The organism is Paenibacillus sp. FSL P2-0089 (genome assembly GCF_038595095.1).
GTDB lineage: Bacteria > Bacillota > Bacilli > Paenibacillales > Paenibacillaceae > Paenibacillus_AQ > Paenibacillus_AQ silagei.
In genome coordinates this window covers 3,039,093-3,060,796 of sequence record NZ_CP152006.1, presented here as the reverse complement: position 1 = coordinate 3,060,796, position 21,704 = coordinate 3,039,093, and the positions used below count along the sequence as shown (strand labels likewise).

The following is a 21,704-nucleotide window of genomic DNA, read 5'->3' as shown; positions in this document are numbered from 1 at the left end:
CCCTCTCATGACGGCTGTATCCTCGGAATCCGGATGCAGATGGCTGATCCGAAGCCCGGTGAGGAGCAGACCAGAATGCCATAGGGATTGCCGAAGCGGATGTTCAGGCGCTCATGCACATTTTTCAGCCCAACCCCGCTGTCGCTGTATTTCTTGGGATTGCTCCGCTCCTTGTTCCACTGGCTCATCAGCACCTCAAGATCGAAGCCCGGCCCGTTATCCTTCACAATAATGATAATATCCTTGCCGTTCTCCTGGGCGGTGACTGTAATGGTCCCGTGCTCCTCCATCTGCTCAATGGCATGATACAAAGCGTTCTCCACAATCGGCTGAACAATCAGCTTTTGGGTCATCACGTATTTCAGCGGCTCCGGCAAGTCCAGCTCATAGGAGAATTTGTCCTCGAACCGGAACTTCTGGATATCCAGGTAATGGCGGACATGCTCGAACTCCATCTGCAGCGGGATCAGCTCCTGATTCTGGCTGATGCTGATCCGCAGCAGCCGGCCGAGCGAGATGACCATTTTGCTGATATCCCGGTTGCCTGCCAACACCGCCATGGAGTTGATCGATTCCAGTGAATTATAGATGAAATGCGGGTTGATCTGGGCCATCAGCGCCTGCATCTCCGCTTCCTTTTTGCGTCCCTGCTCGGTCTGGACCTGGTCAATCAGCTCATTGATCTGCGAGCTCATCCGGTTGAAGCCGTCAATCAGGGAATCGCTCTCATCATTGGCCCGCAGCGGTACCGGAATCGGGGTGAAGATCCCCTGCTTGACCCGCTTCATGCCGTTCACGGCGCTGTTAATGCTGCGGACAAGCCTGCGGATGAAATAACGGTCGAACAGGAAGGCCGACAGCAGCGACACCATGCCGAGAATAATCGCAATATTGCGGATGGAGACCGATTCAGAGGAGATCAGGTTCATCGGCGTAATGGCCGCCAGATACCAGTCCGCGTTATGTGAAGGCAGGAAAGTGATCAGTGACCGCTCCCCTTGATAATTGTCAATGTAATAGTCCTGCTCCTGGTTATAATTCTCCTGCAAAAAAGGAAAATCCGTCCGTTCCCCGATATGCTCCCCGGACTTGTTAAAGACGATATTGCCCTGCTTGTTGACCAGCAGGATATCCCCTTTCTTCAGGGTCGCAGCCTCCCAGAAAATCTGATCAAGCAGATCCGGCTTCACATATACAACCAGATAGCCGATATCCTCCAGCGAATAATAGTCCTTAATCACTCTGGCATGGACCAGCACCGGCTTATCGCCGCTGGCCGAGCCGTTCTCTCCGGGACCGGACCAGACAGGACGCCCTTCGGCAGCCTCCATGGCTCCGAACCAGACCTGCTTGTGCATATCCGCAAAAGACATCGGCGCATTGTATTGGTACAGCAGCCGGTCTTTCCCGTACAGGCTGAACGAGGTGATCATCGGATGGTTAATCAGCAGGTTGTTGATTTCCTGCTTGCGGTCATAGGTGAGGACGAAATTCTGCTGCTTCAGCGACTGCTGGATCGCAGGCTGCGTAATAGCTGAATTGGTGATCGATGAAATCTCACTGAGGGCGAACTTCAGCTTGCGGTCCGTCTCCAGCAGGGAGATCCAGTAGAAATTACTTGATTTCTTCTCCATAGCATTCGAATAATTCACATACGTCACAATCCCCATGACAATCACGGGAATGAATACAAGAAGAATAATAGCGAACAAGATTTTGCGGCGGAGCTTCATGACGGGTCCCTTCCTCCTGCGGTCTCTGTCCAAATAGAAGAATTCATAGGTTTCACACGATAACTTATCCTTCTATTTCTCGCTGAAACGAATGCCGTCCTTGTAAAGGACGGCAAAACCGTTTCCACTTGATTATTATTCTTCACAGCATTCTGTAAATCCTCTTACTTATTGAATACACAGACAGTTAACTCTTGATGGCACCTGAAGTCAGTCCGGCAATGACCCAGCGGCTGAACAGCAGGAAGACAACCAGCAGCGGCAGCGTGGCCGTGAAGGTAGCGGACATAATCATCCCGTAATCAAGACCGTCACGTGTAGTGAACAGCTGCTGCAATGCAATCTGAATCGTGAAATGCTCCTTGTTCTTCAAGACCACCAGCGGCCAGAAGAAGTCATTCCATACCGTCATGAAATTCAGAATACCCAGGGTAGCCATCGCGGGTGTAATGACCGGAACGGCAATCCTCCAGAAAATCCGGAAGTGGCCTCCTCCGTCAATACGTCCGGCTTCAATCAGCTCGGTAGGCACGGCCGAGGAGATGTACTGCCGCATCCAGAAGATGCCGAAGGCATTGACCATAGCCGGAACAATCAGCGCCTTGAAGCTGTCGATCCAGTGAAGCTTGGCCATAATGACATAGGTTGGCAGTACGCCGAGCTGCTGCGGAACGATCAGGGTGGCAATAACGAATACGAACAGCACGTTTTTACCGGGGAATTCATATTTGGCAAAAGCATACCCGGCCAGCGTACAGAAGAACACGACCGAGACCGTCACCATGGACGAGACGAACAGCGAGTTGCCAAGCGCCTGGAAGAAGTCCGATTTGTCCAGCACCCGCTTGAAGTTCTCGAAGAACTGGTCTCCGATGGTGAGCAGCGGCGGTACATGGAACACAGCTCCCTTGTCATTGGTCCCGACCACAAACATCCAATAGAACGGGAAGATGGAGACCAGTGCTCCGAGAATCAGCAGAAGATAGAAGCCCAGCTTGCCGAAGAAGCCGAGATCATCCGGTTTTTTTCTGAACATACGCAGTGTGCTCACGCTTTTTTCCCTCCAGTCTGTCTGCCGCCGCCTCTGGAGATCAGCATATTGAGGACAGAGAACAGAATCGTAACGAGGAACAGCAGAACCGCTGTAGCCGCCGCTGTACCGAAGAAGCCGTTGCGGAAGGCCTCACTGTACAAATAAGTAACCATCGTAATCCCTTCCTGCCGGGTAGATCCGGTGCCGGATTGGCCGAGGAAGACATAAGGCTCTGTGAAGAGCTGCAGCGCACCAATGGTGGATTGCAGGGATACGAAGATAATGAACGGCTTAAGCAGGGGCAGTGTAATGAAGAAAAGCTGCTGTCTGCGGTTGGCCCCGTCGATTTTGGCCGATTCATACAGATCCATCGGAATACTCTGCAGGCCCGAGAGGAACAGGATCGCATTGTAGCCCGTCCAGCGCCACATGACCATCGTGGAGATGGCAATTTTGACCCCCCACCAGCCGGAATTGAAGGCCATGCTCTCTAACCCGATTCCGTTAAGCAGCCAGTTGATCATCCCGTTATTACCGAACAGCGTACTGAATACCAGTGTAACCGCCACGATCGAAGTGATATTCGGCATGAAATAGAGGATGCGGAAGGTCTTCTTGAACCGGGTCATCCCCGAATGCAGCAGCACCGCCAGAAGCAGCGCCAGCATAACCTGCGGCACAGTACCCATCAGCCCCATAATCAGCGTGTTGCTGAAGGAGATCCAGAAGGTCGGGTCCGTGGTGATCAGCTCGAAGTTTTTGAAGCCGACGTATTTCATTGGACCTAAGGCATCCCACTTGAAGAACGATAAATAGAATGTGAAGAAAATTGGATATAGTCCGAATATCGAGAACAGAATAAAGAACGGTGAAATGAAAGTATACGCAGTGATGCGGCTCCGTCTTTGTTCAGTGAAGAAAGGTCGTTTGCTCTCGGCATGCGGACTCGTAATTACGGGCTCAGCCATGTCACACCTCCAGAGAATTCATATCTAAATCCGGATTCACAGAGAGATTACTCCGTGAATCCGGACATTTGGGGAAGTCTGTTCCCCGCATATTACAGGTTAGCCGCGTTCTGCAAGCGTTTTTGACTGTTTGACAGCATCGTCCCACTCTTTGGCCGGATCGGCTTTCTTCTCCAGCACGTTCTTCAGTGCATTCTTGAAGAAGGTATCGGTCTGGTCATGCAGCGGTCCGTAGTATACCGGCTTCACGCGGTTAGCCGCTTTGCCGAATTCCACCGCCGTCTGCTGTCCGCCGAAGAAGTCATCCTTGAAATCCACGAACGCAGGATCTTCGTACAGTGCAGGGATAGAAGGCATCAGGCCTTTGGTCTTGAAGGATTCCAGCTGGTTATCCTTGTTCACGAGCCACTGGATGAAATCATAGGCTTCCTTGGAGTGCTTGCCTTCCTTCGGCAGCGTGATGAACGAACCGCCCCAGTTGCCGGCGCCCTCAGGAAGCTGGGCAATTCTCCATTTGCCGGAGGAGTCCGGTGCGTTGCTCTTGATATTGCCGGCCATCCAGGCCGGACCCATCACGACAGCGAACGATCCATCGTTCATGCCTTGGCCCCATTCAGGCGACCAGAGCATGACATTGCTGATCCAGCCCTCTTGAATGCCTTTAACGGTAAAGTCATACGCTTTCTTCACTTGCGGATTGGTATCGCCGATGAAGCTGCCGTCTGCTTTGCTGAAATAGATCTCGTCCGCCGACTGGTCACGAAGCGCATTGTACGTCAGGTCGGTCAAGTCGGAGAAATACTTGCCTGTCTTGTCTTTGAACGCTTTCGCTACCGTAGCGAATTTGTCCCATGTATCGATGGCTGCGCCGAAGCCCTCAGGATCGGCCGGCAAGCCGGCGGCTTCAGCCAGGTCAGTACGGTAGTAGACTACTGTAGGGCCGATATCCGTCGGAAGTCCAAGCTGGAAGCTGCCGTCGATGGAGGAAGCCTGCTTCCATTTCCAGTCGAGATAGTTGGCCTGGATGTCTTTGGCTCCGAGGTCATTCAGGTTGTAGAATTTGTCCTGGGCTCCCAGGAAGCGTTCCATGAAACCGATCTCAAGCTGGAAAATATCAGGTGCGCCTGAACCCGCCGAGAGTGCTGTGGTCAGATTGTTGTGGTGAGCCGTCTGGTCACCGGTATTCTGAATTTTAATGGTTACGTTAGGGTGTTCCTTAGTGTAGGCAGCCGCCAGCTCTTCATAGTTCACGTTGCCCAGCGTCCAGAACGACAGTTCGACCTTCTCTGCTGGCTCTGTCTTGTCTCCTTCAGCTGCGGGTGCTGCTGTACTTTCTCCCTTGTTACCTGAATTCCCTTCGGCAGCCTTGTTGCCGCCGTTGTTACTTCCTCCGCACGCCGCAAGTGAGCTCATGAGCATGATGGAGACCAGCGCCAGCGCCAGGTTCTTTGTTTTTTTCATTCCTCTGTACCCCTCTCAAAGGTTTCTTTTACAAGATTCAGTGTACCGTAGGCCACTGTTTTTTTTGAGGAGGCATATTGCCGATTTATGGTGGAAATACTTACGATTCTAAATTAGGAGAGTTTTTATCCTTACAGTATTTACAAATCATTGTAAATTACCGATAGTTTAAAAGGTAGACGTACAAAGGGGGATTTTAATGTTTAGATCAAAAAAGCTTCTGATTTCCATCGGAATCATCGCTTTATTAGAAATTGCTATTTTTACAGGCATGTCCTTGAGAGAAGCCTTAGGGATGAACTTTCTTCTTGCATCACTTGCTGTAATTATTTTTTGGTTCGTTGGAATGTTTAAGCCGACCATTGTTCGCTGGGGAAATCGAAAAACAATTACCAAGTATTCTGCTGTTATGTTTATTATATTTTTTATTTTGTTCGTGATTGCAATTCCAAAAGCCTCTCCCTTGGAACAAGCTACTAATAAGACTGATGACCACACGGAAGTTCTTGACACTTATGTACTTAAATCTGAAACAACTCAGAAGAATGCTGAACTTGCCAGCTTGTCTATGAATGCAAATGCCATTGAAGCAAAGGTCACCGCTGTTACTGATGGTGATACCTTTACAGTCAAATTAGACGGAAAGTCTGAAAAGGTGCGGCTCCTTCTAATCGACACTCCTGAAACAAAACCTGTACAGCCCTTCGGGCCAGAGGCGAGTGCGTTTATAACAAAGTTGCTTACGGATAATACAGTCAGACTTGAATTCGATGTATCCGAACGCGACCAGTACAGCCGTCTCCTTGCTTACGCCTATATCGATGATAAAATGGTAAATGAATTGCTGCTGGAGAAAGGTCTTGCACGAGTCGCTGTCTTTCAGCCGAATGTGAAAAATGTTGATCAGTTCAGGTCTATCCAGAAAAAAGCTCAAGCAGCAAAATTAGGGATATGGAGCTTAAAAGATTACGCAACTGATAAAGGATATGATGATACCGTTGTGGCTAAAGCTACTATCCAGCCAACTGCCACAGTTAAACCGTCACCTAAGCCCACAGCCACACCGAAGCCTACCGCTACTAAAAAACCTGTTCCAGCTAAAACTCAAAAACCTGCAACTACTAAAAAACCGAAACCAAAAGCAACCCCGCAACCAGTTCAAGATGTTTACTACAAGAACTGTTCTGCCGTGAGAGCAGCCGGTGCTGCGCCGATCTATGCCGGAGAGCCTGGATACTCTAGAAAGCTTGATAAAGATGGTGACGGAGTAGCGTGTGAATAGATTTAACCCCGGAATAACTATCCGGGGTTTTGTTATGTACTTCTCGTATCACATCATCAATTTTAATCCAATCTACAATCGCAATATTATTAGCATTCAGTTCCTTCATAGGTCGAACTAAAATCTATCAAATGATATAATTGCTGAAGCAGCAGTTATCCCTATCTAAAGGAGATTTATTCCATGCCCATCAACCGACCACTACTCACTGACCAGGATCTGCAGGAAGCGATTGACCGCAAGCTGCCCGTCCGCGTCTTCCAGGATGACCATCTGGTGAATTCCGGCGCTACTATAGTGCGGTTCACGGATTCGGATGTTGTGATCCAGTCGCGGGTCAGTGATCTAACCTATTATTCGCGCAGCCGTTGTGAATTCTTCGAAGTCCGGCCTTAAGATATGACTGCCCGGGCCTTGGACACGTGTGAGCTGTGCGGCCGTTCTCCTCTTGCAACTACCGTTCATCATTTGATCCCCCGCGAGAAAGGCGGCAGCCTGCTCCCGACTGCCCTTCTGTGCAAGGCTTGCCACCGGCAGATTCATGCCTTGTATACCAACAGCGATCTCGTTGTTCTTGGCCTTACGACACTGGAGAGACTGCGCAGCGACCCGCAGATTGCCGCTTATCTGAAATGGATCATGCGGCAGGCGCCGGGCTCCGAACCCAAGCTGCGTAAATCAAAGCGCGTTCGAAGCAAACGTTAATCTGCCGGATGGCAGGATGATGCTGGTGCTCTGAGGTGCAAAGCGCAGCAACTGGAAAATGCTTTGCCGCCCTTCTAAGGGCGGTATCGTTTTCGCGAGAAACACAAGGATAATGTACAGCGTGAAACATAGACATTCTGTTCTTAACAAGACATCCTAGCAGAGGCTTAGGATGACCTGCGTGCGAGCACAATGTATACTGTTTTTCACATACATTTTGACCATATGCCTGCTTGAGAACACAATGTATACTGTTTTTCGCATACATTCGGATCATGCGTCTGCGTGCGAGCACAATGTATGCTGTTTTTCACATACATTCTGACCATATGCCTTATACCAGCCGATTGTATTTTGTTTTTAGCATACATTCTGCCTTAACCGGTGAAATCTGATATACTCCTGATAATAATTCTTAAGCAGCAAAAAGGTGCCTTCCGAGTTGCGGGAGGCACCTTTTTGCTGAAGGTTCTATGATTTGCTGCGATGTCTTCTGCATAAAATAGTTCTGCGGCTCTATTGCTTGCTTATTTCTTCATGTCGCCATAGCTGCTCAGCTTCTCGTTAAGGACCTCCTGAAAGCTCTGGACTTTGTCTTCCTGTCTCTGCGCTTTGGGATGGACAACGGGCTGAGGTCTAAAAAACTGATGATTAAAAGCCATAAGGTTATGTACGCTCATACTCATTGAAGTTCAACCTCCTTCCATAATCTTCACCTTATTTGCGTGAGTGCGAAGCATCTTATCCCTTATATAAACCGCTCTTTCCAGTCCTAAACAGTTTTATCTCAGAAAAATGGAAATAGCGGACCCGGACTTGAAAACCAAAGTCCGGGTCCGCTGCTGAGTATCATCCTATTCATTCATCAACCCGACTAAATAATGGCTATAACGAAAAATCAGTCACGCCTTTCTTAGCGGCATATTTCAGCGTATAGGTTCCTCCGCCCTCAAAGGGCATCGTGGCCAGTTTGATCCGGGTATAATCAAGCCTATGCTCTCTTAATACTTTTTTGATCAGAGCTATACCCCGTTGTTCATCCGTAATGACACAAAAGATATTAAGTACAAATTGCTGCGGGTCTGATACCGTTTTGCCCATCTCAGACCCGTCTACATAGCCAAGCTCCGCATCCGCTAAAAAGAGATTCAGGTATTCCGTGACTTTATCCCTTAACCATTGATCGCGCTGGCTCCCTTGCAGACTCTTCAAGGGATATTGGACAACCAGCCAGCATTTCTCATTCATTCCAGTTCACTCCCCGTTTGAGTTAATGAAGAGCTGCCCGAATGCCGGGTCACTTCTTCAAGGCAGCCCAGGAGGCCTCATTCAGCAGCTCCAGCTCCTCCGGCTCCAGCCGGAAGGTCATGGTGCCGACATTCTCCCGGGCATGACGGACCTTGGAAGCGCCGGGAATCGCAACTACGGTGTCGCCATGATAATGAATCAGCCAATTAAGCGCAATCTGTCCCGGTGTACACCCATATTTGTCAGCCAGTGCGGTCAGGGAGGTGATCAACGGCTTGCTGCGGGCCAGGCTCTTGTCGTCCAGGCCGGACATCATCCGCCGGGACCGCGAGACTGCCTTAATCTGCGACGGATCTGCGTGGAACCGTCCCGTCAGGATACCCTGCTGGAGCGGGGAATAGGCGATGATCGAGATACCCAGCTCCTTGGCCGCAGCCATGATGCCGTTCTGATCGATGCTGCGGTGCAGCAGATTGTATTTGACCTGATTGGAGACCAGGGTAAGTCCGTAGGTCTGCAAGATACGGTGCGCTTCCACCATCTGCTTAGCTGAGTAATTGCTTACCCCGACATACCTGATTTTGCCGGCCTGTACCAGTCCCGCCATTGCTTTCATCTCACTGGCAATCGAGGATAAGGAGAACGGCTGGTGGATCTGGTACAGATCAATGCCTCTGCCGCCCAGGCAAGCAATCCGCTGATCAATTGTGGAGGTAATCGAGCCTGCTGTCCGCAGCATCGGCCACCATTTAGTGGCAATCAGCGGAGCCGCATGCGGGTTGCCTTCCTGCTGAAGCTGATCCAGCACATGAGCCAATGCTTCCTCCGATTTGCCTCCACCATAGATTTCTGCGGTATCCACCCAGTTCATGCCGCCTTCCAGGCTGACCCGTACGATATCCAGAATATCCGCGTCTGTGATATTGCTCCAGTAGCGGCCTACGATTCCGCTTCCCCGGCTGAACTGCCAGCAGCCCAGGCCAAGCGGAGATACCGATAGCTCAGAGCGTCCCAGAGGTCGCAGCTGTACCTTGCTTGCCAATGTCTCCACGGTTCATCCTTCTTTCCAAGTGTTAGTTGAATACACTGTTATATAAGAGCTAATCTAGCGATGAGACAATCTGACTGTACACAAAGCTTATGACTTCGGCAGCAGCCTGTCAATGACAGCAGTGCAGGCAGGAGCTGGGGGCTTATGGATCACCTGGAACTGGATAACCGACCCCCAGTCTCTTTTATCGTGGCCTCTAAAAAGGTTGATATGGTATAATTACCCTGCCTATTCGTATCCAATTTGCAGGAAGCACAAATGAACCACAAAAGTAATGGAGGGAATTCATATTCATGATTAAAATTCTAGGTTTCCTGCTGCTGTACCGTCTGCTCGGCAATCCCTTTCTGGCCCTAATCATTCTGCTCGTCGTTCTATATTTCGTAGACCGCCGTTATGTCGGCATTCTACCCAGCTTCTCCAAGCCTTTCCGCCGCAGCCGCCAGATGTCCAGGCTGCGGACGGCCATTGCCCAGAACCCGAACGATGTCACCGCCAAATTCGATCTGGCCCGGCTGCTGATTGAGCGCAAGCGCTACAGCGAGGCCAAGGAGCTGCTGACGGCCATCGCCGACCGTTATGAGACCTCGGCTGAATACTGGGTGGAGCTCGGATACGCCAACCTCAAGCTGGGCCAGCTTGCCGAAGGCGAAGCCCAGATGCTTCAAGGCCTTGAGATCAACCGCAGAGCCCAATATGGACAGCCTTACCTCCGTCTGGCCGAGACCTTCCGGCATATCGACCAGGACAAGGCGCTCCATTATGTGAGCCAATTCCAGGAGATCCAGACCTCCTCCAGCGAAGCCTATTATCTGGCCGGCTCCATGTACAAGACACTGGGCCGGACAGACGATGCCAAGCGCGCTTTTGAGGAATCGCTTGCCGTCTACCGTTCCTTGCCCAAATACAAGAAACGCCAGGAACGCGGCTGGGCGCTGCGCAGTTATTTTGCGAAGCTGCGTTAGGTATCTTCGCTATATTTCCAGCACAAATAGCCTCCGGTCCCACTGAATTGTGGAGACTGGAGGCTATTATGCTATTTTCCAGGTATTTGGTTTTCACATACGCTCTGAAGTTCATACTCTCTCACCAGTCGCTTGTATGGAGAGCATTGTTGCACATTTTGCAGGATTTCTCTAAAAATATTATTTGCTGTAACCCCCCCGTGCCGTATCCCAGATCCGCTGGAATTCAGCCAGCAGCTTCTCGCGGCCGATCTGGCCGCCGATGTAAGCCTGCATCTGCACACTCATCTGCGAGGTGGTTGCCTCGTATCCCGGGTAGCGCTGCCATAGCCAGGGAAGTGTCTTGCCGGCCTTCATGTACGACATAATGTCGTCAGCGAGTGGTCCTAATCGGCCTTCCGGGACCGGTATGCTCTTAAGAGCGGGAATCAGCCGAGCATCGTCCACGACGAACTTCTTGCCAGCTTCAGAGCTGGCCAGCCAGCGCAAGAACGCCTTGGCCTCCTCCTTCATCACCGAGTTCTTAAGCACGACCCAGTAATTCGCCACCCCGATCTGAAGCTTATCCATCTTAGCGCTGTCATCGTTCACCGGCATGGGCAGGAAGCCGATGTCCAGACCCGGGGCCAGCTTGTCCAGCTGCAGCTGTGTCCAGCTCCCCTGCTGCATCATCGCTGCCTGACCCTTGGCAAAATGCATCACTTGGGTATAGTAATCCGTCTGTAGCGGCGCCGCCTGACCATATTCCAGGGTGAGGTCAATCAGATCCAGCCAGCTGTCAAATATGCTGTTACCGGTCAGCTTGGCACTGCCGCTGCTGACCTCATCAATAAATTCCGCCGGATCAGGCTGCAGGGCAAAGGCGGTATTCAGCAGGTGATTGCCGAGTACCCACCATTCCGCATAGCCGTTCTCGAACGGCCGGATGCCGGCCGCTTGAAGCTGCTCCGCCGCTGCTCTCAGCCCGCTGAGCGTCACCGGCGGGGTTTCAATACCCGCCTTGCGGAACAGGGTCTTGTTGTAAATAAACCCCCAGCCTTCCATAGCAAGCGGCATCCCGTAGATCCGCCCGTCCTTCATTGTGGCGGGTCTGGCCAGCTCCTGTATCTCCTCCGCCCACGGTTCACTGCTCAGATCCTCCAGGTACTCCTCCCAGAGATCAAGATCCGTATACCCGGCCACGAAGAACAGATCGGGCTTGTCGCCGGAGTTAAACCTCGTCTTCAGCTCCGCGCTGTAATCGCAGCCCCCGCCGCAGGTATCCAGCTCAATGGGCACGCCGGTTTCTTCCTGATACTGCTGCGTCAGCGCATTCAATTGCTCCGCCATCTCCACCTTGAAGTTGAAGATTTTCAGCGGCCGCCCGGAGTTCCCGGCATCTTCCACCTGAGTTCTCCCGGCATCTGACTCATAGACGACGCCGTTTCTTCCCCCGCAGGCCGTCACTGCAACAGTGAGCAGGAGCATGACTGCGATTAGCATCACCTGCCTGGAACTCATTATCTCTCGTCTGGATCTCATCATCGCCCGCCTGGATCTCATCGCATCATCTCCCCCTTCGACGCAAGCTGGCTGTCTTTACAACCAGTATAAACGCCATTCCCAGCGGGAAGATACGAAGAAATATTTACCTGCTCTTTATCTCGGCCTGCGCCTTATCTAGGCCAACGCTCTTCCTTGGACGCCAGCGGCCCGAAAGGCTGGTGCGGCTCCCTCTGATACCAGTAGCCAACCGAGGCCACATCGTCCTGACGCTCGAACAGGCCTTTTTTATAGACTCCGATCTGCTGCACCGTCACTTTAAGGTCCTCCTGAAACCGGATCGGGTCCAGAATATGCCAACGGTAGAACCCGCGCATCGGCGGCGCGTCGTCGTTATGATAGAAATTATGAATCTCCTCATCGTGAGCGGAATAATACGGGTATCCCATGTAAGGCGTACAGTATGTGTTCTCCACGGTCTTGCCGTCCTGCTGTGTCGCAAAGCTCCAGGCGCCTCCGAAGTAATCCTCCATCCCCGTGCCGCAGATCGTCGGATATTCGTCGTCTCCGTCAATGTACATCTTCAATTCGCCTTCTCCCCACCAATACCGCTCCAGAGTCGTCAGCGCAATATAGGTTCCCACGTACTGTCCGCGGCCCTTCACGTTATCAAGAATAACGTAATCCTCCGCTTTGCTCGTGATCCGCTGCCGTCTCCACTGGGCGTGGAAATAGGCAGTCTGCTCAGGCAGCTCATCATGCAGGCAATAATCGATCTGGTAAAAAAGGGCCGGAATAGGCGCTTCATGCTGGTTCTCGATTTCAATTCTTGCTTTGCGCCGGAACGGCATCGGGAAGTAGCAGTTGAAGCCCCGTGTCGGATTGACGACAATGGCCTGGGAATTGACGTTGCAACCTCTTCCAAAGCCGTTACAGAAGAAATCGCCGAGGGGGCTTTCGACAGAAGGCTCCTTCTCATCGTCCCAATACATACGCAGCACCAGATCCCTTAAGACATAGGTGTCCGCTTCCGTCCGGTCGGTGACAGTAATCCAGATATGCTCGATAATTCCGGGACCTTCGATATCGGCGAGCAGGGCAGTGGCGCCGGGCGCTACGTCCCGGCTGCAGGGCGAGCCTTTGCGGGAAGGGCCGAGATGGCTGGCCGCCATGCCTCCCTTGCCCTTCTCCCCTTTCGGATTCTCTGCGTTAACGGCCCGGCTGCGGCCGGCTTTAAGCAGGGGAAGCGCCGACAGCCCTCCCAGAAACGGATGTTCAACCATAGTAACAGACTCCTCTCATTTTCTTTTTCTAATCATCAGCTAATCAGCCTTTAACTCCGCCGGCCATAATTCCCTCCATAATCTGTCTCTGGAAGATCGCTACGAAGAAGATAATCGGCAAAATAATAATCCATCCCATCGCGCTGACCAGATCCCACGGCACGGCATACATATTGTCTCTAAGCGGCAGCTGTGTAATGGCCGTGGACAGCACCGAGATTCCGTTAGAATAGAACAGCGGTGTGAAGAAGTTATTCAGGCAGGTAATAAAGTTGACGATACACACTGTCGCCAGCGCCGGACGGAGCAGCGGAACGGTAACGTAAATCAGTGACTGGACAAATCCGCACCCGTCAATCGCCGCCGACTCCTCGATCGAAACCGGGATATCGTTCAGATAGTTTTGCAGAATCAGAATGGTGAACGGAAGAATGCCGCTGATATACAAAATAATCAGTCCGGTATGCGTATCGTACAGATGCACGCTGCGCAGGAAATCGTACAGCGGCCGGGCGGTGACGACGTCGGGAATCAGCATGGAGGCCAGCAGGAAGCCGGTGGCAATGGCAAGCCCCCTGGTGCGGAACCGGGCGAAGCTGAAGGCAGCCATCACGGACACGATCATCCCGATCAGAATCGACAGCCCGACGATAATGGCAGTATCCCAGATTTTCGGCAGCAGTCCCACGTTCTCAATCAGGTAGCGGTAGCTGGCAAGTGTCGGATGGTCCGGCCAGTATTTAATGGGTTTCGAGAACAGCTCCCCCGCCGGGGTAATAGACGAAATAAAAATCCACCAGAGCGGAAAAAGAATCAGAAAGGCAACGATCAGCGCCAGTCCCCACATGAGCAGGGTGAGCGGCAGCGGTCTGTGGTTGTGAGTGGTCATCATACATCGCTCCTTAGTAATCTACGCGCTTGGCGGCCGACATGCTGAGCCCGCTGAGCAAGGCCATGACCAGAAACAGTACGACCGCAATGGCGGCAGCATAGCCCGTGTTGAGATTCGTAAATGCCTCGGTCGTTACCCGGTAGGCGATCAGTGCCGTGCTCTCCCCGGGTCCCCCGCTCGTCATCGCATACACGACATCAAAGGACGTAATCCGCCACATGGTAAAGAAAATGCTCAGCATCAGAATGTTGCGTGACAGCAGCGGCAGGGTGATGCTGAAGAAGGAACGGACCGGGCCTGCACCGTCGATTTTAGCCGCTTCATACATTTCCGAAGATATAAACTGCAGTCCGGCCAACACCAGAATGGCGAAGAAGGGCAGATCCTTCCACAGATCAACGGCAATAACCGCAAAACGCGCCGTATTCGTATGGATCAGCCAGTCCAGCGTAAAGCCAGGGTTAAACCAGCGGACAAAATCATTAATCAGCCCGTACTCGTTATTGAACGCCCACTTCGAGGCCATAGCGATGACCACCATAGGCATGGCCCAGGGCAGCAGCACAATTGTCCGCAGTACCTTTTGTCCGGCGAATTTCATGTTGAGAATTAGCGCCAGCGCAATGCCGAGCACGATGTGGCCGAGCATGGAGCCTGCAACGAATATAGCTGTAAATTCAATAGAAGTGATGACCTTGGAATCCTGAAACAACTGAATAAAATTATCGAAGCCAACGAACTCGTGAATCCCCCGCAGCAGCTTGACATCATACAGGCTGATGCGGAACGTTTCAATGATGGGATAGATCGTGGTGAACACCCGGATGATCAGCGCGGGGAGCACTAGCATCCACGCTATCACCCAGTATTTTCGGCTGGCATACATGGACAGCGCCCCTTTCCTGCGGCATTACTGGTAACGTTCAACCGCATCCTGCGCTTTTTGGCAGAATTCGTCCAGCGTGATTTTATCCTGAATATAGTTCTGGAACAGCGTGCCCATCTCGGCGATGAACTCCATTGTCTGCGGCAGCATAGGGCGTCCGTGAACCTCATTGGTGGACTGAATTTCTGTATAGATGTCCTTAATATCGCCGGTCACGGCTTCGTTTGCAGCAACATCTGCTCTGGCCGGGTAGCGGTCAAAATTCTTCCAGCTGTTCAACTCGCCGTCCTCGCTGGCTGCGTACTTCAGAAATTTGATCGCCGCCGCTTTGTTTTTGGAAGCCGAATTCAGCACATAGCTCCAGGAATCCGTGAAAATGCTGCGTTTCGCAAACTTAGGCATATTGACCATATGGATTTGGTCGGGACCATACCGGTTCGCCTGCTTATAATCCGTACCTGTCCCCCACATGAACACTGAGGCGTATTTGCCGTCGATAAACTTCTGGTTCATCTGCTCATATTTGTCCGCGATCTGATCGACCGGCGTTACCTTCCACGTGTTGGCCATGTCATACATGAACTTGACCGCCTCCCGGCTGTTCTCATTGGTCCAATCGTAGTAGTCGCCCCCGAACAAATTGACGAAGGTGGCAATTTCGTTGAAGACGTAAGTCTTTTCCCAGGAGCCACCGTACCCGTACTGCCCGTCCTTGGTCGAAGCCTTCAGGAACTTTTCAAAATCCTCCTTGGTTTCGATCGAGGTCATCCCGGCCGCATCCAGCTTCTTCTGGTCGATCCACAGTCCGAGATACCCTGTATAGCTTGGCACGCCGAGCACATCGCCTTTAGCGGAGGTCAGCATATCCTTCATGTAGCCCTGCGGAAGCTGCTTCATAATATCCTCTGTCAGCACCGTATCCTGCAGCGGGTCCAACCAACCGGCGTTTTTGAAAGACGTAGCCATTTCATCATTGACTTCCAGAATGTCCACCGTACTGTCCCCGGAAGAAAGAATCGTGGAAATCTTCTGCTGGCGGGTATCCGAATCGGTCGGCGCGGCGACCCAGTTGATTTTGACCCCGCTTTTCTCCTGCGCTTCCTCCAGCCAGGCCTGAAAATTCGGGTTGGTGGATTGAATGGTATAGAGCGTAATTTCATCCTTGCCGCCTGCTGCACCGGAATCCGCGCTGTTCGCGCCGCTTCCTGCATTAGAGCCTCCGTTCGAGCATCCGGCCGTTAATACTGCCAGTGACAGCGAGCCTGCCATCAGTAGAGAAGACCATTTTTTCATGCCTTAACCTCCCTGTGTTTATCCTGTAAGCGCTTTACACGATCAGTATACTAACTTTACCGGGAACGGGAATACAGCCGGTGTTGACCAAAAATGTGTAAGATTGTGACCCTATTGACCCTTCCTTGGAAGCGGTGCTAGACTGTAGACCAATCTGCGGAATAAGGAGGAACGCCATTGCGGTACCGTAGCTTCCGAGGCAGTATACGCTACAAGCTGAGTGTCTTTCTGATGGCCGCCATTCTCGTGCCGATCGCTGCCTCAATTCTAATCTCCTATTTCTACACCAAACACTCCTTGAAGAATGACGCGATCCGCGAAAATTCAAATACGGTCCGCCAAGGGACCACCAGCCTGATGGGGCAGCTGAACGCCATGAACAATATCTCGCTGAACGCCTACAATAACCTCAGGATGACGAATAGCCTGTACAACATTCTGGTGCAGGGCCGGAGCGACTTCATGGTGGAGAATAATATATATTCCGGTCTTCATGCCATCGAGCAATCCAGCAGGGACATTCAACAGGTCTATTTGTATTCGGATCTTGCCGACCAGTCCTGGCTGCTGATTGACGGCTACCTGAAGCGCGAGCCGGGCAGCGGCGGATTAGACGGCCATTTCGTGCAGCCGGTTGACAAAAACGATCCTTATCTGGAGCCGCCCCATCCTTCACATAATTACGGCATGGAGGAATTCCCGTACAGCCCGTCCAACACCGTATTTACGATTCACCGTCCGGTGTACCGGGCGCCGCTCAAGGAGCGGATCGGGGTGCTGTCAATCGACTTCAAGCTGGATGAATTCCGCAGCATTATGAACATGCTCTATGATAAAGGACAAGAGAATATCTATCTGCTGGACGACACCGGAACTGCCGTCTATACGTCCAGGGAAGATGAAATCGGCACCAAACCTGATTATGCCTGGCTGCAGCATGCCCGGTACAGCTTCGCGGGGGCCGGCCACTTCTACTGGAACAGGGACGGGGACTTCAATGGCATCGTCGTATTCGAGAAGTTCGAGCTGATCGGGCGTATCTGGACCGTCGCTAAGCAGATCCCGGACAGCTACCTGTACAGCAACGCGGCCAGCGTGCTGCGCATTAATATGCTTGTGCTGCTGACCTGTCTGTTCATTGCGATCGCCGCCGCGCTGTTCGTTTCGGTCATGGTCACCGCTCCGATCAAGCGGCTGACCGAATCGATCCGCAGGATCAAGCTCGGCAAGCTGCAGTTCGACGGCGATCCTGACCGCAGCGACGAGGTTGGCGTGCTCGGGAGCGCAATCAAGAACATGGTCGATACGATCGACAATCTGATTATGCGGGAGCTGAGGCTGGAGCTGGCCAACAAGGATAACCAGTTAAAAGCGCTTCAGGCTCAGATTAATCCGCATTTTATTTTTAATACGCTGCAGTCTATCGGCTCTGTGGCCCTGCACCATAAGGTGCCCAGGATTTACGAGCTCACCTCCTCCCTCGGTCTCATGATGCGCTACAACATGAACACAGAGGAGCCGGTCGTGCCGCTCTCCAAGGAGATTGCCCATGCCCAGGCTTACCTGGAGCTGCAGCAGCAGCGGTTCAAGGACAGGCTCCGCCACCGCATTGAGATCAGAGGGGAGGCTGACTTAAATACACCGGTTCCCAAAATGATTCTGCAGCCGCTTGTCGAGAACTGCTTCAAGCACGGCTTTGAAGGAGCGGAGCAGGCCGAGATTGGCATTGTAGTCGAAGTCAGCGGTGACACGCTAAGTATTACAGTCTCCGACAACGGTCCCGGCGTCACCCCGGAGCGCCTGCTGGAGCTAGAGCGGCAGATAGCCGGTGAACAGCCGGGCGGCATGGAAGGCGGCAGCATCGGGCTGATGAATGTCGTCTCCCGGCTGCGCTTGTTCTTTAACGATCAAGCAGATGTAATACTTGGGCATGCGGAGCCTCACGGTTTCAACGTTCAGATTAGAATCCCACTGACGGAAGGGGCGTAACACCATGAAAGTGCTGATCGTGGACGATGAAGCCGACGTAAGAGATTCTATCCGGCTGCTTGTGGACTGGGAGGAATACGGCATTACGGACATTCTGGAGGCCTGCGACGGGGAAACGGCGCTGACACTGATTATGCGCGAGCGGCCGGAGATTATCTTTACCGATATGAAAATGCCCAATATGGACGGCATGGCGCTGCTGCAATGGATTGAGGACAAGTCCCCGTTCTCCAAGCGGATCGTGATCAGCGGTTATGACGATTATACTTACATCCGCAACACCATCAAGCATGGCGGAATGGACTATCTCCTGAAGCCGATCAACCGCAGCGAGCTGCTTGAGGCAGTCAACAGTGCCGCAAACGCATGGCGCAAGGACGAGGAAGCGCGCAGTCTCAACATCCAGCGGGAGGTAGAGATCAACAAAACGCTGCCTATGTATTGGGACAAAACACTCTCGGCCCTCGTCTCCCAGCCTGGCTCCCAGGCGGGAGCCGCTGACGAGCTAAGTGCTGCCTTCGGATGGCCGGCGGGGGCGGAATGCCGGGTTGTCCTGCTGCTGACCGATCCGCTTCCGCGCACCGTCCTGGGCAAATTCGGGCGCAATCCGGATCTGCTGCATTTTCTGATGGGCAATATCTGCAACGAAGTAATCGGCCCGGTCCGTAACGGTTATGCCTTTAAACATACAGACCCGAATTACGGGCTTGTCCTCCTGCTGACCGGGGAGCTGGGGCAGACCGATGCGAAGCTGAAAGCGATGAATGACGCGCTCTATAAGGTGCTTGGGGCACGTTTCCGCTTTGCCTGCGGAGGCATTGTCTCCTTCCCGCACGGCGTTCACACCGGCTTCCAGCAGACGCTGCAAACGGCGCGCGGAATCTCCTTCCTGGACGATACTCCGCTGATCTATCATTATGGCGGGAACCCGTCTACGCCGCACGCTGCAAGGACTGTGCTGGCTGACTATGCCAGCCGGATCACGACAGCGGTCCACCGGGGGGACACTGCCCAGATTGGACAAGTAATCTCCGCCTGGATGGATGCGGTAGGCAAACGGCAGGCGGTCACATGGGAGGATCTGAAATACTGGCGTTACGAATACGGGCTGCTCAGAAACCGGCTGCTTCAGGACAAGACACCGATGGCCGGCGAGCCTGCCCCCTCTTCCTTCCCCGGGCTGTTCCCGCTGGATGAGAACGGTCGTCTGTCCCTGGGAGAATGGCAGCGGGAGTGGACGGAGGCGTTCACAGAAGTCGCTGACACCCTCAAGGAATCCCGGCTGCAGGAGAACAACGCGATTTATGAGATCAAGCGCTATATTGACCAGCATTACATGGATAATCTGACGCTCCAGCAAATCGCCGGCGAGTTTTTTCTTAGCCGCGAGTATGTGTCCCGGCGCTTCAAGCAGGTGTTCCATGAGAATATTTCGGAATATCTGGAGCGTGTCCGGATCGGTCATGCCAAGCTCCTGCTCGCCGGAGGGGAGCATAGAATAACCTCCGTCGCCGAGATGGTCGGCTACCAGGACGGCCGGTACTTCAGCAAAATCTTCAGTAAGCATACGGGGATGACGCCTAGGGAGTGGCGTAAGGAACCAGGTTATTAACCGCAACACCCTCCGGCTGCTGCATGTTGCAGTGGCCGGAGGGTGTTTCATTTTATGGTATAGGGACGGTCATCTCCAGTTCGGGAATGTACTTATTCTCCCCGTCCTTTAATGTAACGAAAGACTTAATAATCACACGCTCCGGCCTATTCTCAAAAGGTTCAAAGACCATACTATGTGAGAACGTATCCCCTTCACCGCTGCCGCTGATACTAACTGGAACAGCCTGTTGCCCTTGATCATCCCACAGCTCGAACCCGATCATTAAAATCCCCGCATTTTTATATTTTTCTGGAATGGCCTCCTCAATCGCCTTGAGATCCGCGCCTGGGTCTCCTTTAATTTCGGCTAGCAGACGGGTCGATGTCTGGCTCAGTTCCAGCCGTGTGTAACGGAGATGGATATGATCATGTACCTTGATCTCCCCCGGTCCAAGAACAAGGTCGCCCAGAGTATTCTTGCTAACGGGAAACTCAAAGCGAAATGGCTCATCCATTCCATCAATAAGGACTATCATAGTGAGGTTAAACTGGTCAGGGATTTGTAGATTCGGTCCATCCAGTGCTGAAACAATGATAGAGTCAGGTGCGCCGGCACCTCCCTGGGCAAACCCGAATCCGGTATTTACCATTTTCCCGTTCACCAAAAACTCGATATTATTTATTCCGCCTGCTGGCTGCCCCCTGCGGGTCAATAAATCCCACCAGCCCTCCTTTTTTTGATCCTCCTTTGCCTGAACACGGGTCAGCACCACCGAGAAACGGCTTCCGTCATACATTTGTTCAGACACCCTGAGAGTCATTCCATCCAGAGTGACGGTCTGCTCAACATTTGTGGTTAACCCTGCTTCATTTGCTTTTCGCAACCCGGCATCTCCTGCAAGCTGGAATACGCTTGACATGAAGGGCAACTGCTTCAAGGTCTCCGCCATGGCCGGAGAGATGAACCCCAGGCTAATCAGGAGCACCAGCCCTCCAGCCACAGATGCTGCACTGATTACCACCCGGGACAGCCATCGGGGCATTCTTTTACGTCTAACGGTCTCTTGATGTTCTGAAGCCGCCTCCAAGCGAGTCTCATCCTTCCCACTGATGATCTGGTAAGTCTCCTCCATACGCAGATGCACAAGCTCCGGCAGTTCAGGAAGAGTCTCTTCCTGAAGGTCTGCCAGCCTGCTCTCCAACCGCTGCTGGCTCATCCGTTCACCTTCCTTTCTACAGGTTGCTCCAGGGTTTGCTGTAACGTCTTACGGGCGCGGTGCAGCCTGGTCTTGACGGCACTCTCGGACAGCTCAAGCAGCCCGGCAATCTCTTGCACGGTTAACCCCTGATAATAATGCAGCTTAACAATAGTTCTTGATATCTCTTCGAGCCTGCCAATGGCCTGACGCAGATCCATCTCTTCTACGAACGAAGATATGACTTGTACGCTCTCCGGCGGATCGGGCATGACGACTACCCTTTCCCGTCTGCGCAGAATCAAGTTGCATTCGTTGATCAGAATACGAAATAGCCATGTGTTGAAATAAGCCGCTTCTTTCAGTCCTGAGATGGCTTTAAAAGCTTTCAGCACCGTCTCTTGCATCGCATCTGCACAATCCTCGTCACTCCTGACCATGGACTTAGCCATACTGTACATCCGCCGCTCCTGACTCTTCACCAGTTGGATGAAGACCTCGCTGTCACCCGCCTGGGCACGCCTGACCAGCTCCTCTTGTCCGTTATTCAAATATGATTGCCCCCCTTCTTCCGGGAAGCTGCCGCATCCCCATTCAGTGTTTATTTCCATATGCTCTTTAGATGAAGTACAAGTTGATAAGGT

Annotated in this window: 20 protein-coding genes; 6 read left to right on the top strand and 14 right to left on the bottom strand. The window is 52.4% G+C overall.

Annotated elements, in window-relative coordinates; all coding sequences use genetic code 11:
• Positions 1-5: 5 nt before the first annotated feature.
• The 4 genes from NST69_RS12525 to NST69_RS12510 form a co-directional block, all read right to left on the bottom strand.
• The gene (locus NST69_RS12525; protein ID WP_036729213.1) at positions 6-1,733 is read right to left on the bottom strand and encodes a sensor histidine kinase; all 1,728 of its coding nucleotides are present in this window, start codon (positions 1,731-1,733) and stop codon (positions 6-8) included.
• 187 nt (positions 1,734-1,920) lie between these two features.
• The gene (locus NST69_RS12520) at positions 1,921-2,784 is read right to left on the bottom strand and encodes a carbohydrate ABC transporter permease (protein ID WP_036729216.1); all 864 of its coding nucleotides are present in this window, start codon (positions 2,782-2,784) and stop codon (positions 1,921-1,923) included.
• A complete protein-coding gene (locus NST69_RS12515; protein WP_036729218.1) occupies positions 2,781-3,734 on the bottom strand; it encodes a sugar ABC transporter permease in 954 nt (317 codons plus the stop codon). Before NST69_RS12515 ends, NST69_RS12520 begins: the two co-directional genes overlap by 4 nt.
• A 99-nt stretch (positions 3,735-3,833) precedes the next feature.
• On the bottom strand, positions 3,834-5,195 hold the full coding sequence (locus tag NST69_RS12510) for an extracellular solute-binding protein (protein WP_339256159.1): 1,362 nt from the start codon (positions 5,193-5,195) through the stop codon (positions 3,834-3,836).
• Positions 5,196-5,394: 199 nt separating this feature from the next.
• Between NST69_RS12510 and NST69_RS12505 the strand changes: the two genes are divergently transcribed.
• The 3 genes from NST69_RS12505 to NST69_RS12495 all read left to right on the top strand — a co-directional run bounded on the left by NST69_RS12505 (position 5,395) and on the right by NST69_RS12495 (position 7,182).
• Positions 5,395-6,477 carry a thermonuclease family protein gene (locus NST69_RS12505; protein WP_342549456.1) on the top strand — a complete coding sequence of 361 codons (1,083 nt, stop codon included), beginning with the start codon at positions 5,395-5,397 and terminating at the stop codon, positions 6,475-6,477.
• Between the two features lie 183 nt (positions 6,478-6,660).
• Positions 6,661-6,873, top strand: a complete 213-nt coding sequence (locus tag NST69_RS12500; RefSeq protein ID WP_209873220.1) for a hypothetical protein — start codon at positions 6,661-6,663, stop codon at positions 6,871-6,873.
• Positions 6,874-6,876: 3 nt separating this feature from the next.
• Positions 6,877-7,182, top strand: a complete 306-nt coding sequence (locus tag NST69_RS12495) for an HNH endonuclease signature motif containing protein (RefSeq protein ID WP_209873217.1) — start codon at positions 6,877-6,879, stop codon at positions 7,180-7,182.
• A gap of 527 nt (positions 7,183-7,709) precedes the next feature.
• Here NST69_RS12495 and NST69_RS12490 read toward each other — a convergent pair.
• From NST69_RS12490 to NST69_RS12480, 3 genes are all read right to left on the bottom strand, one after another.
• Positions 7,710-7,868, bottom strand: coding sequence for a hypothetical protein (locus NST69_RS12490; protein ID WP_209873214.1), 159 nt, complete (start codon positions 7,866-7,868; stop codon positions 7,710-7,712).
• Between the two features lie 199 nt (positions 7,869-8,067).
• Positions 8,068-8,430, bottom strand: coding sequence for a hypothetical protein (locus NST69_RS12485; protein WP_342549455.1), 363 nt, complete (start codon positions 8,428-8,430; stop codon positions 8,068-8,070).
• A 49-nt stretch (positions 8,431-8,479) separates the two neighbouring features.
• Positions 8,480-9,481, bottom strand: coding sequence for an aldo/keto reductase (locus NST69_RS12480; RefSeq protein ID WP_036729236.1), 1,002 nt, complete (start codon positions 9,479-9,481; stop codon positions 8,480-8,482).
• A gap of 293 nt (positions 9,482-9,774) precedes the next feature.
• Between NST69_RS12480 and NST69_RS12475 the strand changes: the two genes are divergently transcribed.
• Positions 9,775-10,446 carry a tetratricopeptide repeat protein gene (locus tag NST69_RS12475; RefSeq protein ID WP_339256151.1) on the top strand — a complete coding sequence of 224 codons (672 nt, stop codon included), beginning with the start codon at positions 9,775-9,777 and terminating at the stop codon, positions 10,444-10,446.
• Between the two features lie 180 nt (positions 10,447-10,626).
• On the opposite strand, the gene NST69_RS12470 is transcribed toward NST69_RS12475, so the two are convergent.
• The 5 genes from NST69_RS12470 to NST69_RS12450 form a co-directional block, all read right to left on the bottom strand.
• Positions 10,627-11,988 carry an ABC transporter substrate-binding protein gene (locus tag NST69_RS12470; RefSeq protein ID WP_342549454.1) on the bottom strand — a complete coding sequence of 454 codons (1,362 nt, stop codon included), beginning with the start codon at positions 11,986-11,988 and terminating at the stop codon, positions 10,627-10,629.
• A gap of 113 nt (positions 11,989-12,101) precedes the next feature.
• Positions 12,102-13,211, bottom strand: a complete 1,110-nt coding sequence (locus NST69_RS12465; protein WP_342549453.1) for a glycoside hydrolase family 172 protein — start codon at positions 13,209-13,211, stop codon at positions 12,102-12,104.
• A 43-nt stretch (positions 13,212-13,254) separates the two neighbouring features.
• The gene (locus NST69_RS12460; RefSeq protein WP_342549452.1) at positions 13,255-14,103 is read right to left on the bottom strand and encodes a carbohydrate ABC transporter permease; all 849 of its coding nucleotides are present in this window, start codon (positions 14,101-14,103) and stop codon (positions 13,255-13,257) included.
• A 10-nt stretch (positions 14,104-14,113) separates the two neighbouring features.
• Complete coding sequence (locus tag NST69_RS12455) at positions 14,114-14,989, bottom strand: sugar ABC transporter permease (RefSeq protein WP_036729248.1); 876 nt, start codon at positions 14,987-14,989, stop codon at positions 14,114-14,116.
• 24 nt (positions 14,990-15,013) lie between these two features.
• Entirely contained in the window at positions 15,014-16,282 is a 1,269-nt protein-coding gene (locus tag NST69_RS12450; RefSeq protein ID WP_339256141.1) for an extracellular solute-binding protein, read from the bottom strand.
• Between the two features lie 177 nt (positions 16,283-16,459).
• Between NST69_RS12450 and NST69_RS12445 the strand changes: the two genes are divergently transcribed.
• Positions 16,460-18,271, top strand: a complete 1,812-nt coding sequence (locus tag NST69_RS12445) for a histidine kinase (RefSeq protein ID WP_340953409.1) — start codon at positions 16,460-16,462, stop codon at positions 18,269-18,271.
• Between the two features lie 4 nt (positions 18,272-18,275).
• On the top strand, positions 18,276-19,883 hold the full coding sequence (locus NST69_RS12440) for a response regulator (protein ID WP_342549451.1): 1,608 nt from the start codon (positions 18,276-18,278) through the stop codon (positions 19,881-19,883).
• Between the two features lie 52 nt (positions 19,884-19,935).
• Here the strand turns inward: NST69_RS12440 and NST69_RS12435 are convergent, their stop codons facing one another.
• Both NST69_RS12435 and NST69_RS12430 read right to left on the bottom strand, forming a co-directional pair.
• Complete coding sequence (locus NST69_RS12435) at positions 19,936-21,081, bottom strand: DUF4179 domain-containing protein (RefSeq protein ID WP_340953413.1); 1,146 nt, start codon at positions 21,079-21,081, stop codon at positions 19,936-19,938.
• Entirely contained in the window at positions 21,078-21,611 is a 534-nt protein-coding gene (locus NST69_RS12430; protein WP_340953414.1) for a sigma-70 family RNA polymerase sigma factor, read from the bottom strand. The genes NST69_RS12435 and NST69_RS12430 overlap by 4 nt, the downstream gene beginning before the upstream one ends.
• Positions 21,612-21,704 lie beyond the last annotated feature (93 nt).

What these genes read in the sequence shown, in the direction of transcription:
- NST69_RS12515 (WP_036729218.1), bottom strand. Translation starts at nt 3,734, where the DNA reads ATGGCTGAGCCCGTAATTACGAGTCCGCATGCCGAGAGCAAACGACCT.
- NST69_RS12465 (WP_342549453.1), bottom strand. Translation starts at nt 13,211, where the DNA reads ATGGTTGAACATCCGTTTCTGGGAGGGCTGTCGGCGCTTCCCCTGCTT.
- NST69_RS12450 (WP_339256141.1), bottom strand. Translation starts at nt 16,282, where the DNA reads ATGAAAAAATGGTCTTCTCTACTGATGGCAGGCTCGCTGTCACTGGCA.
- NST69_RS12495 (WP_209873217.1), top strand. Translation starts at nt 6,877, where the DNA reads ATGACTGCCCGGGCCTTGGACACGTGTGAGCTGTGCGGCCGTTCTCCT.
- NST69_RS12510 (WP_339256159.1), bottom strand. Translation starts at nt 5,195, where the DNA reads ATGAAAAAAACAAAGAACCTGGCGCTGGCGCTGGTCTCCATCATGCTC.
- NST69_RS12485 (WP_342549455.1), bottom strand. Translation starts at nt 8,430, where the DNA reads ATGAATGAGAAATGCTGGCTGGTTGTCCAATATCCCTTGAAGAGTCTG.
- NST69_RS12505 (WP_342549456.1), top strand. Translation starts at nt 5,395, where the DNA reads ATGTTTAGATCAAAAAAGCTTCTGATTTCCATCGGAATCATCGCTTTA.
- NST69_RS12440 (WP_342549451.1), top strand. Translation starts at nt 18,276, where the DNA reads ATGAAAGTGCTGATCGTGGACGATGAAGCCGACGTAAGAGATTCTATC.
- NST69_RS12525 (WP_036729213.1), bottom strand. Translation starts at nt 1,733, where the DNA reads ATGAAGCTCCGCCGCAAAATCTTGTTCGCTATTATTCTTCTTGTATTC.
- NST69_RS12490 (WP_209873214.1), bottom strand. Translation starts at nt 7,868, where the DNA reads ATGAGTATGAGCGTACATAACCTTATGGCTTTTAATCATCAGTTTTTT.
- NST69_RS12455 (WP_036729248.1), bottom strand. Translation starts at nt 14,989, where the DNA reads ATGTATGCCAGCCGAAAATACTGGGTGATAGCGTGGATGCTAGTGCTC.
- NST69_RS12500 (WP_209873220.1), top strand. Translation starts at nt 6,661, where the DNA reads ATGCCCATCAACCGACCACTACTCACTGACCAGGATCTGCAGGAAGCG.
- NST69_RS12435 (WP_340953413.1), bottom strand. Translation starts at nt 21,081, where the DNA reads ATGAGCCAGCAGCGGTTGGAGAGCAGGCTGGCAGACCTTCAGGAAGAG.
- NST69_RS12460 (WP_342549452.1), bottom strand. Translation starts at nt 14,103, where the DNA reads ATGATGACCACTCACAACCACAGACCGCTGCCGCTCACCCTGCTCATG.
- NST69_RS12475 (WP_339256151.1), top strand. Translation starts at nt 9,775, where the DNA reads ATGATTAAAATTCTAGGTTTCCTGCTGCTGTACCGTCTGCTCGGCAAT.
- NST69_RS12470 (WP_342549454.1), bottom strand. Translation starts at nt 11,988, where the DNA reads ATGAGATCCAGGCGGGCGATGATGAGATCCAGACGAGAGATAATGAGT.